Raw genomic sequence first — 16,409 nt, forward strand, 5'->3', positions numbered from 1 at the left:
GCGGCCCGCGCTCAGCCGATCGGCGGGGCGGTGGGTGGCTTCGGCGCCTCGCCGGGCTCGGCGGGCTCACCGACCGGGCGTTCCTGCTCCCCGAAGGCGGTGCGGATCCACCGGTTCGCCTCCTCCTGCTCGATTCCGGAGGCGACCAGCAGGTCGCTCGCTGTGGTGCGGACCTGGGCGACCACCACACTGCCGGAGAAGCCGACCCCCTCGCCGTACGCCCGGCCGGCCTCGCTGACCGCCCGCAGTGACCGTTCCCGGGCCTTCTCCGGCTCCTCACCGGCGGCGAACTCGTGCTTGAGCAGCCGGACCGACTCGGCGAGGTGGCCGATCGCGTCCGGCATCGGATCGGGCACCGGTTCCTCGTCCTCGACCAGCGTGACAGACCGGCGGATCAACGTGCCGCTGTTGCGCATCGCCCGGTCGATCGGGTCGGCCGCCTCCGCGTAGTGGGTCAGTTCGTCGCGGCGGTGCCAACGGGCCGGGGAGAGGGTGGCGGTCTCCTTCGCCCCCTCGATCGCCTCGCCCAGCGTGGCCAACTCCTCCTTGTTGTTGCGCAACCTCTCCAGCGCGCCCTGGATGGTGGCGCGGTCCCGGTTGCGCAGCCCGTCGGCGGTGGCGTCGAGCTGGGAGGCGAGCAGGTCCAGGGCGGGTCGGGCGGCCCGGTTGATCACCCGGAGCGGGTTCAGCGGCAGCAGCACCGCCGTGACCAGCAGCGCGATCCCACCGCCGAGGAACGCGTCGACGAAGCGGGGGATCTCCAGGTTCTGGGTCGACGGGCTCAGCGTCACGATCAGCACCGCGGTGGCCGCCGCCTGGATGACGATCGCCACGCTCGCCCCGGCGAAGATGGTGAGCAGAATCGCCACGGTGACCACCAGGCCGAGCTGCCACGCGCCAGTGCCGAGGAAGTAGATCAGCAGGTCACCGACTGCCACCCCGACGCCCACCCCGACGATCAGCTCCACCGTCCGGCGGAACCGCTGACCGACCGAGGCGGCCAGGGTGCCGACCGCGGAGATCGGCGCGAAGACCGGTTGCGGGTTGCCGAGCAGCCGGTGCGAGACGAAGTACGCGAGCCCGGCCGCCAGCCCGGCCTGCACGGCGAGCCCACCGGCCATCCGTACCCGGTGCAGCCGGTCGTGCAGGGTGGCTCGGCCGCGGTGACGCAGCTCTTGGGTGGCTTCGGCGATCCGCGCGCCGTCGATGTCCACCAGCCCTTCACGCAGCGCGGTACGTCGTACCACCGGAGGTCGCTTGTCGCGGGCCACGGCCATGGGCGCGACTACCCGTGGTGGGCTCGCTGAATCCTCCCGTCCGGCGCGTCGCGGGCGGATGCGGCAGACTCGGGCGGTGGCTGATCTGCTGGACCGGTGGCGGGCGGCGGCCCGGGATGCCGGCGCGAGGCCCGACCCGGACACGACCCGGGCCGGGGAGATGGTGATCGCCCGGTGGCGGGAGCCGCACCGGCACTATCACACGCTGGCCCATCTGACGGCGGTGCTCGATGTGGTGGACCAGCACGCCGACCTGGCCGATCGGGTCGACGTGGTCCGGTTGGCGGCCTGGTTCCACGACGTGGTCTACGACCCCCGGGCCGCTGGCGACGCCAACGAACGCGACAGCGCGGCACTGGCCGGGAGCGTGCTCACCGGGCTCGGGGTGCCGACGTCCACGGTGGCCGAGGTGCACCGGCTGGTGGTGCTCACCGCCGGGCACTCGGTGACCCCGGACGACCGGGACGGCGCGCTGCTCTGCGATGCGGACCTGGCCGTGCTGGCCGCGCCGCCGGCCCGCTACGAGCGGTACGCGGCGGCGATCCGCCGGGAGTACGCCCACGTGCCGGAGCCGGCCTTCCGGGCTGGACGGGCCGCGGTGTTGACCGGCCTGCTGGCGCTGCCCGCGCTGTTCCGGCTGCCGCCGCTGGCGACCCGGTGGGAAGAGCCTGCCCGGGCCAACGTGCGCCGGGAACTCGCCGCGCTCAGCGGGGAGCCGCAGAACGCGGGCTGACCAGGTGCTTCGGGCGACGCAGGCCGGTGCTGCGGAGCAACTGGACCAGTTCCCGGCTCGGCACGACCTGCGCACCGAGCCACACCGCCGCCGCGAACCGGTCGGCCGGGATGTCGTAGTGGTCCCGGTCGAAGCCGCGCCTCGGCGCGCCGAGCGTCTCGGCGAAGGCGTGCAGCTCGGCGTACGAGACGTCACTGATCAGGTGCGACCAGAGCCGGCCGCGCCACGGCCAGGCCGGCCGGTCCAGGTAGAGCATGATGTCCAAGCTATCCCGTCGAGTCGATCATGTTGTTGATCGCCGGTCGGCGGCTTAGCCTCGGCTGCATGGCTGCCACCGCGCTCCTCGACGACCTGCGCGCTGCGCTCGGTGACGACGCCGTGCTCACCGACCCGGACCTGCTGCTGATGCACCAGCGCGACGAGGCCGACCTGTGCGCCGCCGGCCTGCCGTTGGTGGTGACCCGCCCGCGCGACACCGGGCAGGTGGTCGCCGTGGTCCAGGCCGCGGCGCGACACGGCGTACCGGTGGTGCCGCAGGGTGCGCGGACCGGGCTGGCCGGCGCGGCGAACGCGGTGGACGGCGCGGTGGTGCTCAGCACCGTCGCGATGAACGAGATCCGGGAGATCGATCCGGTGAGCCGGATCGCTGTGGTCCAACCGGGGGTGGTCAACGCGGCGCTGGCCGGTGCGGTGGCCAAGCAGGGCCTCTGGTACCCGCCCGACCCCGGTTCCTGGGAGTCGTCCACGATCGGCGGCAACGTGGCCACCAACGCCGGCGGCATGTGCTGCGTCAAGTACGGCGTGACCACCGAGTACGTGCTCGGCCTGGAGGTGGTGCTCGCCTCCGGCGAGGTGCTGCGCACCGGGCGGCGGACGGCCAAGGGAGTGGCCGGCTACGACCTGACCCGGCTGTTCGTCGGTTCGGAGGGCACCCTCGGCGTGATCACCGAGGTGACCGTGGCGCTGCGGCCCGCCCCGGCCGACTCGCTGACCCTGGTGGCGGTCTTTCCGTCCGTCGCCACCGCCGGCGCGGCGGTGGCCGAGATCGCGGCTCGCGGGCTCACCCCCAGCCTGCTGGAGTTGCTGGACCAGACCCACCTGCGGGCGATCGAGGCGTACCAGCCGATGGGGTTGCGGACCGACGCGCAGGCCCTGCTGCTGGCCGCCGCGGACACCGGCACCCGGGCGGCGGACGACCTGGCGGTGCTGGCCGAGGTGTGCGAGGCCGTCGGTGCCGACGAGGTCTACGCGGCCACCGACGCGGTGGAGGCGGCGGCACTGCTACAGGCCCGGCGGTTGGCCCACCCGGCCATGGAGAAGTTCGCGGCGGACACCTACCCGGGCGGCAACGGCGGCCTGGTGATCGACGATGTGGCGGTGCCGCGGGGCGCACTCGCCGCGCTCCTGGACGGGGTCGCCCGGATCGCCGCCGAGTGCGAGGTGCCGATCGGCGTGGTGGGGCACGCCGGGGACGGCAACATGCACCCGAACATCGTGGTCGACCGGGCCGACCCGGCGAGCGTGGCGCGGGGCCGGCGAGCCTTTGACGAGATCATGCGGCTCGGCCTGGACCTGGGCGGCACCTGCACCGGCGAGCACGGGGTGGGGCTGCTCAAACGGGACTGGCTGGCCCAGGAGGTCGGGCCGGTCGGCGTCCGGGTACATCAGGCGATCAAGTCGGCGCTCGACCCGGCCGGCCTGCTCAACCCGGGCAAGGTGCTCTGACCGGCTGCGGTCAGCCCTTGACCTCGGCCGGGGTGGCCTGGGTCAGCAGCAGCAGGATCTCCCCGGCGACCGGCGTGAGCTCCTCACCGGGGCAGTCCTGTGAGGTGATCAGCCCGGTCGAGGTGATGAGGCTGGACGTCAGCGCGTCGATGCAGGTGGTCCGGTACCGCCGGGCCTGATCGGTCTCGTCGGCCAGCGCCGGGTTGGCCAGCAGCACCTGGAGCCGCTCGGTCAACTCCGGTGCGAGGGTGCCCCGGGAGGTCACCCCGTCGCCGGCGCAGTCGACGCACTGCCACGCGCCGTTGCGCTCGACGCTCAGGGTGCGCATCGGCCCGTCCTCACCGAGGCGTTGAAGCAGGCTGACCTGGCCGGCGGCGACAGTGGTGGGGATCTCCAGCTGCGATCCGCCACCCGCCGTGCCCGTCGTCTGCTCCACCGAGCTGTTCGGCTTGTCCCGGTCGAAGAGCGAGCACCCGGTCAGGGCGCTGGCGAGTGCGACGGCGAGCAGGGGTCCGAGCAGACGAGGGCGGGCGCGGTGTTGCACGCGCGGAAACCTACCCCACCGTAGGTAGCGTTCGAAACCACCATCCGGGTCGGTATCGATAGTTACCCATTGGTAACGTCGCAATTCGTCATCGAGCGGACTGTCGCAGCTCCGCCTGACCGTCACCACCCCGGTCGGCCGCGTAACCCCGGACGTCCGGAGCGCCCAACCGGGCGGCGTCCGCCGCCGCGTCGTCCGGCATCAACTGGGACTGCCGCTCCGCCTCCACCCGGGCGCGGTAGTGCTCGACCTCGCGGGCCCGGGTGGCCGCATCCCAACCGAGCACCGCCCCCATCAACTCGGCGGCGTGCTCCGCCGACTCCAACCCCCGGTGGCTGGTCTCGAACGAGATCCGGGTCCGTCGGGTCAGCACGTCCTCCAGGTGCAGCGCACCCTCGGCCCGCGCCGCGTAGGCGACCTCGGCCGCCAGATACTCCGGAGCACCGGCCAGCGGGGACGCCAGCAGTGGATCGGCGTCCACCAGCGCCAGCAGGTCCAGGGTGAGGGTGCCGTACCGCTCCAGCAGGTGCTCCACCACGCCCACCGGCACGCCGTGCCGGCGGGCCAGGTCGGCCCGGTCCCGCCACATCGCCGGGTAGCCGTCGGCGCCGAGCAGCGGCAGGTCGGCGGTGCGCGACGCGCGGGCCCCACCGAGGCGGCGAGCGGCCCGGTCGACCACGTCCGACGCCATCACCCGGTACGTCGTGTACTTGCCGCCCGCGACCAGCAACAGCCCGAGCATCGGCTCGAAGACCGCGTGCTCACGGGAGAGCTTCGAGGTCGAGTCGGCCTCGCCGGCCAGCAGCGGCCGCAGCCCGGCGTACACCCCCTCGATGTCGGCGGTGGTCAGCGGCCGGTCCAGCACCGTGTTGACCTGCTGGAGGAGGTAGTCGATGTCCCGGGCCGAGGCGGCCGGGTGGGAGCGGTCCAGCCGCCAGTCGGTGTCCGTGGTGCCGATGATCCAGTGCCCGCCCCACGGGATGACGAAGAGCACCGAACTCGCCGTCCGCAGAATGAGCCCCGTCTCGCCGGTGATCGCCGAGCGGGGCACCACCAGGTGCACCCCCTTGGAGGCGCGCACCCGGACCCCGGGCCGCAGGCCCACGTCGTTGAGCATCCGGGACATGTCGTCGCTCCACACACCGGTGGCGGCGATGACGGTGCGAGCCTGCACCTCGAACTCCGCGTCCGGTGAACCGGGCGGGGCCTCCAGGTCCCGGACCCGGACGCCGGTCACCTCGCGCGCCTGCCGGATCAGCCCGACGGCGCGGGCACTGCTCACCACGGTGGCGCCCAGGCTGGCCGCGGTGCGGGCCAGGGTGACCACCAGCCGGGCGTCGTCGACCTGCCCGTCGTAGTAGCGGATGGCCCCGGCCAGCGCGTCGGCCCGCAGACTCGGGAAGATCCGCCGGGCACCCTCCCGGGTCAGGTGACGGTGCAGCGGCATACCCCGGCCACCGCCGAAGACCCCCGCGAAGGCGTCGTACGCGGCCACGCCCGCGCCGTAGTACGAACGGCGGAAGACCCGGGCCGGCAGGTCCCGCAGGCCCCGCCCCGCCGGCAGCGGCACCATGATCGGCACCGGGCGGACCAGGTGCGGCGCGAGCCGGGTGGCCAGCAGGCCGCGCTCGGTGAGCGCCTCGTGGACCAGGTGGAACTCCAACTGCTCCAGGTAACGCAGGCCACCGTGGATGAGTTTGCTGGACCGGCTGGAGGTGCCCGCCGCAAGGTCACGCGCCTCGACCAGCGCCACCTTCAGGCCCCGGGACGCCGCGTCCAGCGCGGCACCGGCACCGGTCACCCCACCGCCGATGACCAGCACATCGAAGCGCTCGGCACGTAGTCGACGCAGGTCGGACGCACGGCGGACCGGTGAGAGCTGACCGGCGACGGATCGGGAGATATTGGGGTCGCGCACCCGTCCACCGTAACCGCCGGGCCGACGTGTCGACATTTCGCCGCCCGCGCCGCACGGCCCCAAATGCCCATTTCGCGACCCTCGCCCGTCGGAGATCTTGGACAGTTTCCGTTAGCCGCTAACGGAAACCGTCCAAGATCTCGACGATTCTTCGAGGCGGCACTCGGTCCGGAACCGTTCACCGTGGTCGTAAGGTTCTCGGATGCACGGTCAACCCGGGTACCCCGCAGTCAGCTCTCGAACGTCCCCATGGCCGGTGGTCGCGGCAGTGCTGGTCGGCTGCTGGACGGTAGCGGTCACCGTGGGCACCCAGACCGGTGGCTGGCTCACCGACCAGGTGCTGCTGGGCTTCGGACGGGACCGGTTCGGCTGGCTCTGGCCGGTGCTCGGCCTGGCCACAGTGGCGCTGCTCGGCACGCCCGCCCTGCTGCTTGCCGTTGCACCCCGGTCGGCGGCGGTCCGGGCCACCGGGCGGGTCTGGCTGCTCGGCGCACTCGCTCTCGGCGTACTCACGCTGCTGCGGGTCGTGCCACCGGTGCACCACGAGGCGTACCTCGCCGCGCTGACCGGCGTCGCGTTGCTCGGTGCACTCGCCGTCCGCTGGGCGGCGCGCCGGTGGGCGTACCCCGGGCTGGTTGGCCCGGTCGGCGGCCCGGCACCCACCGGGAACGGCGACGCTACCCGGCCCGAGACGGCCGGGAACGCGGAGCCGGTCGCACCCCAGCGACGCCCGCGCCGGCCCGGCCCGGTGCCGCTGCTCGCGGTCGCCGCCGGGTTGGCGCTGCTGCTGCCGTGGGCGTGGTTGGGTGCGCTCGGTGGCCTCCTGGAGACCGCGCTCGCGCTGCTGGCGGCCGCCGCGCTGGGAGTGCTCGCCGCGACCCTGCTGGATGCCCCCTTCTGGTCCGTGTTCGCGGTTGGTCGACCGCCCCGGCCGGCTCGACTGGTGCTGGTCGGCGGCCTGGTCGCCGGGGTGGCGTTGCTGCTGCTCGCGGCCGGGGCCGGCCAGTCCGGCGGACAGCTCCCCGGGCTGCTGACAGTGCCGCCGGTGGGGTTCGCGCTGGCCGCGCTCTGGGCGGCGACCTGGCGGTCCGGCGCCAATCCGGCCGAGGCCAGGCGGGCGGGTCGGGCGGCGACCGGCTGGCTCGTGGGCCTGGCCGCGCTCGGCCCGCTGGCCTTCACCGACCCGGAAGAGATCACCCTTTTGCTGGTCGGCACCCGGGACATCCCGTTCTGGGTGGCGGCCGCGGCCGGCGTCGGGCTCGCCGTCGCGGTGGTGGTCGCCATCGGGTACGCGGTGCTGCTCGCCCGGCCGACGGCACGCACCCCGAACCGGCGGGTCGCCGCGGTGGCGGCGGTGGTGCTGCTGGTGGCGTTCGGGGTGGTCGACCTCGGCCCCGGCCAGCCGGGCCTGTACGGCGAGCGGCTGTTCGTGGTGCTGCGCGCCCAGGCCGACCTGAGCGATCTTCCGGCCGGCGCGCCGGGTCAGGCCGGGCGGGACGCCCGCGCGGCGGAGGTCTACCGGCGGCTCGTGACGACCGCCGAACGCAGCCAGGGCGACCTGCTGCGGGAGGTGAACCGGCTGCGCCTCGACCCGGTGTCGTACTACCTGGTCAACGCGGTGGAGGTGGACGGCGGCCCGGCGGTGCGGGCCTGGCTGGCCGGCCGGCCGGAGGTCGCGCGGGTGCTGGTCAGCCAGCGTCTACGCCCGCTGCCGGCCCCGGCCGGGCAGAGCCGGGGCGACGTGCCCAGACCCACCGCCCCGGAGTGGAACATCCGCCAGATCGGTGCCGACCGGGTCTGGTCCCAGCTCGGGGTCACCGGCACGGGCATCGTGGTGGGCAGCTCCGACTCGGGGGTGGACGGCAGCCATCCCGCGCTGAGCGCCGGGTTCCGTGGTGGAGACGACTCCTGGTACGACCCGTGGGACGACACCCGGAGCCCGACCGACCAGGGCGGGCACGGCACCCACACGGTGGGCAGCGCGGTCGGGCGGGACGGCATCGGCGTGGCACCGGACGCGAAATGGGTGGGCTGCGTCAACCTGGACCGCAACCTCGGCAACCCCGCGCACTACCTGGACTGCCTCCAGTTCATGTTGGCGCCGTTCCCGGCAGGTGGCGACCCGTTCACCGACGGCCGTCCGGAGCGCGCCCCGCAGGTGCTGACCAACTCGTGGGGCTGCCCGCCTATTGAGGGCTGCGACCAGCGGGTCCTGCGGCCGGCCACCGCCGCCCTGGACGCAGCCGGGATCTTCGTGGTCGCCGCGGCCGGCAACACCGGCCCCTGGTGCGCCTCGATCGACGACCCGCCCGCCCCGTACCCGGACGTGCTGACCGTCGGCGCGGTGGACGCCCAGCGGCGGGTGGCGGAGTTCTCTTCGCGCGGGCCGGTGCCGGGCGGCTCGGGCAAGCCGGACGTGCTGGCACCGGGGGTGGGCGTGGTGTCGGCCATGCCGGGCGGCACATACGCCGCACTGGACGGCACGTCGATGGCCACCCCGCAGGTGGCCGGGGTGGTGGCGTTGATGTGGTCGGCGAACCCGGCGCTGGTCGGCGACGTGGACCGGACCCGGCAGATCCTCCGGGACACCGCCACGGCGGCGACGCCCACCTACCGCTCCGACAGCCCCTCCGACGCCTGCGGTGGGCCGTCGAACGTGACCGGCGCCGGCCAGGTCGACGCGTACGCCGCCGTGCGCGCCGCCCGGCGGTAGTAGGGGGTGCGACCCGACAGCCGGTGATCTAGGGTCGGCGACCATGGACGCCGAGATCACCGTCACCGAGCTGACCGCCGACCTGGCCCCCACCGTGGTACGGCTCTGCCAGCAGGCGCTCGACCTGCCCGAGGACGCCGCCGAGGCGGCTTCCATCGTGGACGTGCTCTGGCCGCGGGCCTCCGCCGACCGGCCGGTGGTCGGGCTCGGCGCGTACCGGGGCGCGGACCTGGTGGGGGTGCTGATCTGCTCGGTGTCGTCGGCCGAGCCGGGGATCGGGCACGTGGACCTGGTCGCGGTTCACAGTGATCAGCGGCGTCGGGGTGTCGGCCGGGCCCTGCTCCAGCGGGCCGAGCGGGTGCTCGCCGAGCGGGGGGTGACCGAGGTGCTGCTGGCCGGGAATCCGCCGTACTACGCGTGGCCGGGCATCGACGTCCGCTACACGCCGGCGGTCTGCGCCGCCCTCGCGCTCGGCTACCAGCAGGACCGGACCGCCTGGAACATGACAGCGGACCTGTCGTACGACGGGTCGCCGGCACTGCGGTCCACCGAGGCTGCCCAGCGGCGGCTGGCCGACCAGGGCGTCACCGTACGGCGGGCGGAGCCGGCGGACCTGCCGGCGTTGACGGCGTTCGCCAGATCCACCTTCGGCGGTACCTGGGACGGTGAGTTGGCCGGGTCGGTGGGGCGCGCGGACGCCGGTTGCCACCTGGCGGAGCGGGACGGCGAGCTGCTCGGCTTCGCGGCGTACGGGTCGTCGCGGCCGAGTTGGTTCGGGCCGATGGGCACCGCGCCGGCCGCCGAGGGGTCGGGCATCGGTGGGGTGCTGTTGCGGCGTTGCCTGCGCGACCTGCGGGCGGCGGGGCTGGACCGGGCACAGATTGGCTGGGTGGGGCCCGTGCCGTTCTATTCGGGCAGCGCGGGCGCACGGATCGAGCGGGTCTTCTTCCTGTACCGGCGAGCCCTACCAACCACCTAACCGGGGCAAACAGGACGTAGATCCTTTCGCCCGCGTCGGCCATCGACGCCCCCTACCGTTTCGGTAGAGGAGGCAGCCATGACCACGGATGACAACCAGACCGAGGACGGCCCGCCGATCACCTGGAAGCCGGTGGGTGAACTCCCCGGTCAACTGCCGTTCGACCGGCTCGACTACGGCGACGCCGAGCAACTGGCCGAGATGACCACCGACGGTGAGCCGTCGATGGCCGAGGAACCTCAGGAGATGGTGGACGCGCCGATCCAACTGCTTCCGCCGTACAGCAGGGCACAGAAACGGCGCAACCAGCGCCCCCTACCGACCTGACGACGAACGGGGCGGACCGCGTCAGCGGCCCGCCCCGTTCGGTGTGTCGGAACTGGACTCAGAAGTCCATTTCCCCGCCACCCGGGCCAGCCGGGGCAGCCGGGGTCTTCTCCGGCTTGTCCGCGACAACAGCCTCGGTGGTGAGGAAGAGCGCCGCGATGGAAGCGGCGTTCTGCAGCGCCGAGCGCGTCACCTTGGCCGGGTCGATGATGCCCGCGGCCAGCAGGTCGACGTACTCGCCGTTGGCGGCGTTGAGGCCGTGACCCGCTTCGAGGTTACGGACCTTCTCCACCACGACGCCGCCCTCAAGGCCGGCGTTGACGGCGATCTGCCGCAGCGGGGCGTCCAGCGCGACCTTGACGATGTTCGCACCGGTCGCCTCGTCGCCGACCAGGTCGAGCTTGTCGAAGGCGGTCTTGCCGGCCTGCACCAGCGCGACGCCACCACCCGGGACGATGCCCTCCTCGACGGCGGCCTTCGCGTTGCGAACGGCGTCCTCGATGCGGTGCTTGCGCTCCTTGAGCTCGACCTCGGTGGCCGCGCCGACCTTGATGACCGCAACGCCGCCGGCCAGCTTGGCCAGCCGCTCCTGCAGCTTCTCCCGGTCGTAGTCGGAGTCGCTCTTGTCGATCTCGGCCCGGATCTGGTTGACCCGGCCCTGGATCTGCTCGGCGTCACCGGCACCGTCGACGATGGTGGTCTCGTCCTTGGTCACCACGACCTTGCGGGCGCGGCCCAGCATGTCGAGGCTGGCGGCGTCGAGCTTGAGGCCGACCTCCTCGCTGATGACCTGGCCACCGGCGAGGATGGCGATGTCGGTCAGCATGGCCTTGCGGCGGTCACCGAAGCCCGGCGCCTTGACGGCGACCGACTTGAAGGTGCCACGGACCTTGTTGACCACCAGGGTGGCGAGGGCCTCGCCCTCCAGGTCCTCGGCGATGATCAGCAGCGGCTTGCCCGACTGCATGACCTTCTCCAGGATCGGGAGCAGGTCCTTCACCGACGAGATCTTGCTGTTGGCGATCAGGATGTACGGGTCGTCGAAGACGGCCTCCATACGCTCCGGGTCGGTCATGAAGTAGGCCGAGATGTAGCCCTTGTCGAAGCGCATACCCTCGGTGAGCTCCAGCTCCAGCCCGAAGGTGTTGCTCTCCTCGACGGTGATGACGCCTTCCTTGCCGACCTTGTCCATCGCCTCGGCGATGATCTCGCCGACGGTGCTGTCGCCAGCGGAGATGGAGGCGGTGGAGGCGATCTGCTCCTTGGTCTCGACGTCCTTGGCGAGCTTGGACAGCTCCTCCGAGACGCTCGCGACAGCAGCCTCGATGCCCCGCTTCAGGGCCATCGGGTTGGCGCCGGCGGCCACGTTGCGCAGGCCCTCGCGAACCAGGGCCTGGGCCAGGACGGTCGCCGTCGTCGTGCCGTCACCGGCAACGTCGTCGGTCTTCTTGGCGACCTCCTTGACCAGCTCAGCGCCGATCTTCTCGTACGGGTCCTCGAGCTCGATCTCCTTGGCGATGCTCACACCATCGTTGGTGATGGTGGGGGCACCCCACTTCTTCTCGAGCACGACGTTGCGGCCCTTGGGGCCGAGGGTCACCTTTACGGCGTCGGCGAGCTGGTTCATGCCCCGCTCGAGGCCGCGGCGCGCCTCTTCGTCGAACGCGATCATCTTGGCCATACGGCGTTGTCCTCCTGGACACTCACGGGCCACCCGAGATGTGTGCCCCGGATGGGCCGCCTGGTGTACGCACCTTGGGACGTCGCCACCTGGCGACGACGACGTCCTTCGGCCGGGCCGGATAGCCCGCGACGACCGGCCATGTGTCACCCCGGCGTCTCCACGCCGGTGCAACCTGGCCCCACCGTCCCGACCATTGGCACTCACGGTATGCGAGTGCCAATGACTTGTTTAGCACTCTCCCATGCCGAGTGCAAGCACGATGCCGCCGCTCAGCCGAGTTCCGCAGCCAGTACGGCGGTGTTCACCGGCGCCTCATGGGCCCGCTGCTCGGCGTACGTCACCAGCAGACCGATGAGTTGGGCCAGGTGAGCGGGCAGGGCCAGCACGGCGGTGATCCCGATCACGACCACCGCGCCGACCGCGGTGCCCGCCGAGGCGAACGGATCCGTGCCGAGCGGGGAGGTGCCCACCCCTTCCAGCACACCGGGGATCACCGTGCCGACGATCACCGCCGCGGCCACCAGGGCGACCCGACCGAGCAGCAGGCCCAGCCGATCATGGAACATCCGGAACGATCGACCGATCGGGTTGTGCCGCTCGAAGAGATAGACCGGGCCGGCCATGCTCAGCGCGAGGGCCAGGTAGATGCCCGGCAGCAGACAGAAGCAGAGGCCCACGCCGATCAGCAGCCCGATCAGCAGGGTCCAACCCCACAGCCCGAGGGCCCGGCGCAGGCCGTAGCGCAGTGCCGACTCCAGGCTGACCGGCTGACCGGCCGCCTGCTTGGTGATCACCCAGGTGCCGGCGGCCCATCCGACGGCCTGCACCAACCCGACCAGCAGGCTGCCGCCGACCAGCAGGACCAGAAGGTTCAGCAGCTCGGCGGCGAAGTTGTCAGGAAGCGCCGGGTTCGGACTCGACTCGGCCTGGGCGGCCCACTGCGCCGACGGGTCCAGCCCGAGCGAGATCACCGAGAGCACCGCCGCCGGCAGCACCTGGGTGAGCAGCACGATCGGCACCAACTGCCGCCAGCCCCGGCGCAACGCTGCGCCACATCTGTCGAACCAACCGCCGAGGCCGGCGCCGGGCGGCGTGACCAGTGCGTCGTTCGGGTCGAACCCGTAACCCGGCGGGTACCAGCCGGCCGGCGGCCCCGGATACCACGGCTGCCCGCCGTAGGGGCCCGACCCGGGCGGGTAGCCCCCGGTGGGCGGGAACGTCCAACCCTGCTGAGGCGCACCGGCGCCCCAGGACCCGGTTACGGGATCCCAGCCGGGCGGCGGGCCGGCCGGGGGCAGGCCCGGGCCCCAGCCGGGCGGCGGACCGGAGTGGCCGGGGCTGCCGGCGGGCGAGGACGGGTCCGGCTCCCCGGACCCGGCGGACGACGTGGGCGGGGGCGGCTGGTCGGTCATGAACGCTCCTCGGCATCGGCTGGAACGGTCACGATCTTCCCGGCTGGGTGCCCCTGCCGCAGCCCCGACTCACCGGGGCCGATCAGTCCGAAAGCTCAGCCGGTGACGCGTACGTGCTCGGCCTGCGGACCCTTCTGGCCCTGGGCGATCTCGAACTCGACCCGCTGACCGTCGTCCAGCGCCTTGTAACCGTCCATCTCGATAGCGGAGAAGTGGACGAACACGTCCTGACCGCCGTCGACGGCAATGAAGCCGTAGCCCTTTTCGGCGTTGAACCACTTCACGGTGCCCTGTGCCACGGTGCACTTCCCTTACTCGCGCGGCCTTGCCTGACCCGGCGCACGGCGCAGCCGGGCGCCCCGACCACCGACTCAGCGATCGATGACCGCCATTGAGTGAGGTGACCGAAATCGCACGCTACACGAGGAGTGACGGCCGCGCACGGCCACAAATCGGACACACTCCGGGGCCGCGCCGAGGTGACGGCGAGCGGGCACAGCTCACGAGAAGGCGGCCATCCCCTGTGGTAGGCATGCGGACATGACCACCGACATGGGCTCGCCGGCGGTGCGGCTCGCGGAGATCCGCCGGGTCCGGCCGGAGGACGCCGCCCGGATGCGGGCGCTGCGCCTGGAGATGCTGGCCGACGCGCCGTTGGCCTTCCTGGAGACCCTGGCGGACGCGGCGGCCCGGCCACACAACGAGTACGCCGCCCGGGTCGCGTACACCTCAGCCGGTTCCAGCAACGCGCAGTTCATCGCCGACCCCGGTGGCCGGCTGGTCGGGCACGCCGGCGGCACCACCGCCCCGAACGAACCCGGCGTAACCGTGATCTACGCCGTCTACGTCACGCCGACCTGGCGCGGCAGCGGGCTGCTCGGCGAGCTGATCGACGGGGTGGCCGCCTGGTCGCGTGCCTGTGGCCGACCGGAGCTGCTGCTGGAGGTGGTGGTCGGCAACGACCGCGCCTACCGGGCCTACCAGCGCCTGGGCTTCCAGGACACCGGGGTACGCGTCCCGCACCCCACCATCCCAGCCCTCACCGAACTGCACATGCGCCGCCCCGCCTAGACCCGCACAGCCACCACACCCCGCTCCCCCGCCGCCCCGGTCGCGCAGCATGCCGGAGCACCATGATCGTGCTCGATCTGCGATGTAGTGGTAACCATTCGCCGGAAGGCCACCAGATCCTGGATCGAGCACGATCATGGATAGAAAGAGGCCCCGGCCGGACACGTCAGCGACAACCGTGCCCACGTCAGGGTTTCCGGGGCAGCCCGACCCGCGCAGGGATCAAGCCTGACCGCCCGGAGCGGGGCGGGCTGCCCCGGAAACCCTCAACCGCAAGGAAACGCGAGGCTGCCCCGGAAACCCTCAACCGCGACCGAGGCTCAGACGTGCCGCCGGGACTGCACGATCCGGAACCGGTTCGCCACGTACGCCCCGTCCGTCAGCGCCGAGTTGGCCGCCGCGTTGGCCCCACTGCCGTGGAAGTCGGAGAACGCCGCCGACTGGTTGACGAAGACACCTCCGGTGAGGTTGCAGGACAGGTGCACCCCGACCTCGACCGCCACCGCCTCGGCCGCGTCCAGCACCGCCTCGTCGGTGGAGTAGACACCGGCGGTGAGCGCGCCCTTCTCGCCGACCGTCCGGCGCAGCAGTTCCAGGCTGTGTGCTGTGGAGTCGGTGGCGATGGCGAACGAGATCGGCCCGAACCACTCCCGGCCGTACGTCTCCGCGTCGTCAGCGGTCAGCTTCACGATCGTCGGGGTACGCACCACCGCGTCGGCGTACGACGGATGGTCCACGGCGCGCGACTGAAGCACCGGCTCGCCGACCTTGGTCACCTCGGCCAGCCGCTCCAGCACCCCGTCGTTGACGATGGCGCCGGTGAGTTCGACACCCCGGGCCGGGTCCGCGGTGAGCTTGCCGACGGCGGCGGCGATCCCGCCGGCCACCTCGTCGAAGCTCTTGTGCCCCTGGTCGGTCTCGATGCCGCCGGCCGGGATGAGGATGTTCTGCGAGGTGGTGCACATCTGACCGCTGTAGAGGGTCAGCGTGAAACCGAGGTTGCGGCACATGCCGGCGAAGTCGTCGGTGGAGTCGATGACGACGGTGTTCAGCCCGGCCTTCTCGGTGTAGACCGAGGCCTGCCGCGCGTGCGTCTCCAGCCAGTCGCCGTACTCGGTGGAGCCGGTGAAGTCGACGATCTTCACGGCCCGGTGCAGGGCCAGGTCGCTGGCGAGCTTCTCGCCGGGCGCCTCCGCCGCCAACATGATCAGGTTTGGGTCGAAGCCGGCCTCGGCGAGCACCTCCCGGGCGTACTTCACGGTGATGGCCAGCGGCAGCACGGCGCGCGGGTGCGGCTTGACGATCACCGGGTTGCCGGTGGCCAGCGAGGCGAACAGCCCGGGGTACGAGTTCCAGGTCGGGAAGGTGTTGCAGCCGATCACCAGCGCCACCCCACGCGGCACCACGTGGAACGTCTTGGTCATCCGCAGCGGGTCGCCCTTGCCGGCGGCCTTCTCCCAGCCCGCCGTGCCCGGGTGCCGGGTCATCTCGGCGTACGCGTACGCCAGGGCTTCCAGCGCCCGGTCCAGCGCGTGCGCGCCACCGGCCTGGAAGGCCATCACGAACGCCTGCCCGCTGGTGAACTGCACCGCGTTGGCCAGCTCGAAGATGTTCTTGTGCAGCCGGTCGAGGATCTCCAGGCAGACGCCCACCCGGGCCTGCGGGCCGGCGTCACGCCACGCCGGCAGCGCGGCGGAGGCGGCGCTGACCAGCTCGCCGGGGCCGGCGTGCGGGTACCGCACCGCCAACTCCACACCGAACGGGCTCGTCTCGGTGGCGACCCGAGCGCCGCTGCCGGGCTGGTCGAGCGGAAAATCACCACCGAGGTACGCCTCGAAGGCGGCCTTACCGTCGGCGGCGGCGGTCTCGCCGTACACCCGGGGGCTGGGGGATTCAGGATAGGCGGACCAGTAGCCCCGCTCCGTGATCGCGGTCAGCGCACGGTTGAGGGTGTCGGCGTGCCTGTCGTACAGGGGATGCGGGGTCTCCGTCATGCCCGCCATCATGCCTGAGTCAGGTCCGCGAG

The 16,409-nt window shown here is 72.5% G+C and carries 14 protein-coding genes; 6 read left to right on the forward strand and 8 right to left on the reverse strand.

The features are described 5' to 3' along the window. Nucleotides 1-11 precede the first annotated feature (11 nt). Nucleotides 12-1,271, reverse strand: coding sequence for an FUSC family protein (locus IF22_RS0101955; protein ID WP_051708135.1), 1,260 nt, complete (start codon nt 1,269-1,271; stop codon nt 12-14). Nucleotides 1,272-1,353: 82 nt separating this feature from the next. Here IF22_RS0101955 and IF22_RS0101960 point away from each other — a divergent pair, with 82 nt between their 5' ends. Beyond that, the gene (locus tag IF22_RS0101960; protein ID WP_245233485.1) at nt 1,354-2,010 is read left to right on the forward strand and encodes an HD domain-containing protein; all 657 of its coding nucleotides are present in this window, start codon (nt 1,354-1,356) and stop codon (nt 2,008-2,010) included. Here the strand turns inward: IF22_RS0101960 and IF22_RS0101965 are convergent. Further along, nucleotides 1,982-2,266 (reverse strand): DUF4031 domain-containing protein, encoded by a 285-nt coding sequence (locus IF22_RS0101965; protein WP_030327795.1) that lies wholly within the window; start codon nt 2,264-2,266, stop codon nt 1,982-1,984. The two genes, IF22_RS0101960 and IF22_RS0101965, sit on opposite strands and share 29 nt — an antisense overlap. Nucleotides 2,267-2,334: 68 nt before the next feature. On the opposite strand from IF22_RS0101965, the gene IF22_RS0101970 reads away from it, so the two are divergent. Then, complete coding sequence (locus IF22_RS0101970; protein WP_030327796.1) at nt 2,335-3,735, forward strand: FAD-binding oxidoreductase; 1,401 nt, start codon at nt 2,335-2,337, stop codon at nt 3,733-3,735. A gap of 10 nt (nt 3,736-3,745) precedes the next feature. On the opposite strand, the gene IF22_RS0101975 is transcribed toward IF22_RS0101970, so the two are convergent. Both IF22_RS0101975 and IF22_RS0101980 read right to left on the reverse strand, forming a co-directional pair. Next, nucleotides 3,746-4,279 carry a hypothetical protein gene (locus IF22_RS0101975; RefSeq protein WP_030327797.1) on the reverse strand — a complete coding sequence of 178 codons (534 nt, stop codon included), beginning with the start codon at nt 4,277-4,279 and terminating at the stop codon, nt 3,746-3,748. Between the two features lie 88 nt (nt 4,280-4,367). Beyond that, a complete protein-coding gene (locus tag IF22_RS0101980; protein ID WP_030327798.1) occupies nt 4,368-6,182 on the reverse strand; it encodes a glycerol-3-phosphate dehydrogenase/oxidase in 1,815 nt (604 codons plus the stop codon). Nucleotides 6,183-6,399: 217 nt separating this feature from the next. On the opposite strand from IF22_RS0101980, the gene IF22_RS0101985 reads away from it, so the two are divergent. From IF22_RS0101985 to IF22_RS0101995, 3 genes are all read left to right on the forward strand, one after another. Then, on the forward strand, nt 6,400-8,910 hold the full coding sequence (locus IF22_RS0101985) for a S8 family serine peptidase (RefSeq protein WP_030327799.1): 2,511 nt from the start codon (nt 6,400-6,402) through the stop codon (nt 8,908-8,910). A gap of 43 nt (nt 8,911-8,953) precedes the next feature. Next, nucleotides 8,954-9,889 (forward strand): GNAT family N-acetyltransferase, encoded by a 936-nt coding sequence (locus IF22_RS0101990; RefSeq protein WP_030327800.1) that lies wholly within the window; start codon nt 8,954-8,956, stop codon nt 9,887-9,889. A gap of 78 nt (nt 9,890-9,967) precedes the next feature. Continuing rightward, nucleotides 9,968-10,216 (forward strand): hypothetical protein, encoded by a 249-nt coding sequence (locus IF22_RS0101995; protein WP_030327801.1) that lies wholly within the window; start codon nt 9,968-9,970, stop codon nt 10,214-10,216. Between the two features lie 58 nt (nt 10,217-10,274). On the opposite strand, the gene groL is transcribed toward IF22_RS0101995, so the two are convergent. The 3 genes from groL to IF22_RS0102010 form a co-directional block, all read right to left on the reverse strand. After that, a complete protein-coding gene (gene groL / locus IF22_RS0102000) occupies nt 10,275-11,897 on the reverse strand; it encodes a chaperonin GroEL (protein WP_030327802.1) in 1,623 nt (540 codons plus the stop codon). 272 nt (nt 11,898-12,169) lie between these two features. Then, nucleotides 12,170-13,312: a hypothetical protein gene (locus tag IF22_RS0102005; RefSeq protein ID WP_030327803.1), complete on the reverse strand. Its 1,143-nt coding sequence runs from the start codon at nt 13,310-13,312 to the stop codon at nt 12,170-12,172. Between the two features lie 95 nt (nt 13,313-13,407). Continuing rightward, entirely contained in the window at nt 13,408-13,611 is a 204-nt protein-coding gene (locus tag IF22_RS0102010) for a cold-shock protein (RefSeq protein ID WP_030327804.1), read from the reverse strand. 241 nt (nt 13,612-13,852) lie between these two features. Between IF22_RS0102010 and IF22_RS0102015 the strand changes: the two genes are divergently transcribed. Beyond that, the gene (locus tag IF22_RS0102015) at nt 13,853-14,383 is read left to right on the forward strand and encodes a GNAT family N-acetyltransferase (RefSeq protein WP_030327805.1); all 531 of its coding nucleotides are present in this window, start codon (nt 13,853-13,855) and stop codon (nt 14,381-14,383) included. 320 nt (nt 14,384-14,703) lie between these two features. Here IF22_RS0102015 and paaN read toward each other — a convergent pair whose 3' ends face one another. Continuing rightward, nucleotides 14,704-16,377: a phenylacetic acid degradation protein PaaN gene (paaN, locus tag IF22_RS0102020; RefSeq protein ID WP_030327806.1), complete on the reverse strand. Its 1,674-nt coding sequence runs from the start codon at nt 16,375-16,377 to the stop codon at nt 14,704-14,706. Nucleotides 16,378-16,409 lie beyond the last annotated feature (32 nt).

Origin of the sequence: Micromonospora parva (genome assembly GCF_000718515.1) — a bacterium.
Classification (GTDB): domain Bacteria; phylum Actinomycetota; class Actinomycetes; order Mycobacteriales; family Micromonosporaceae; genus Micromonospora; species Micromonospora parva.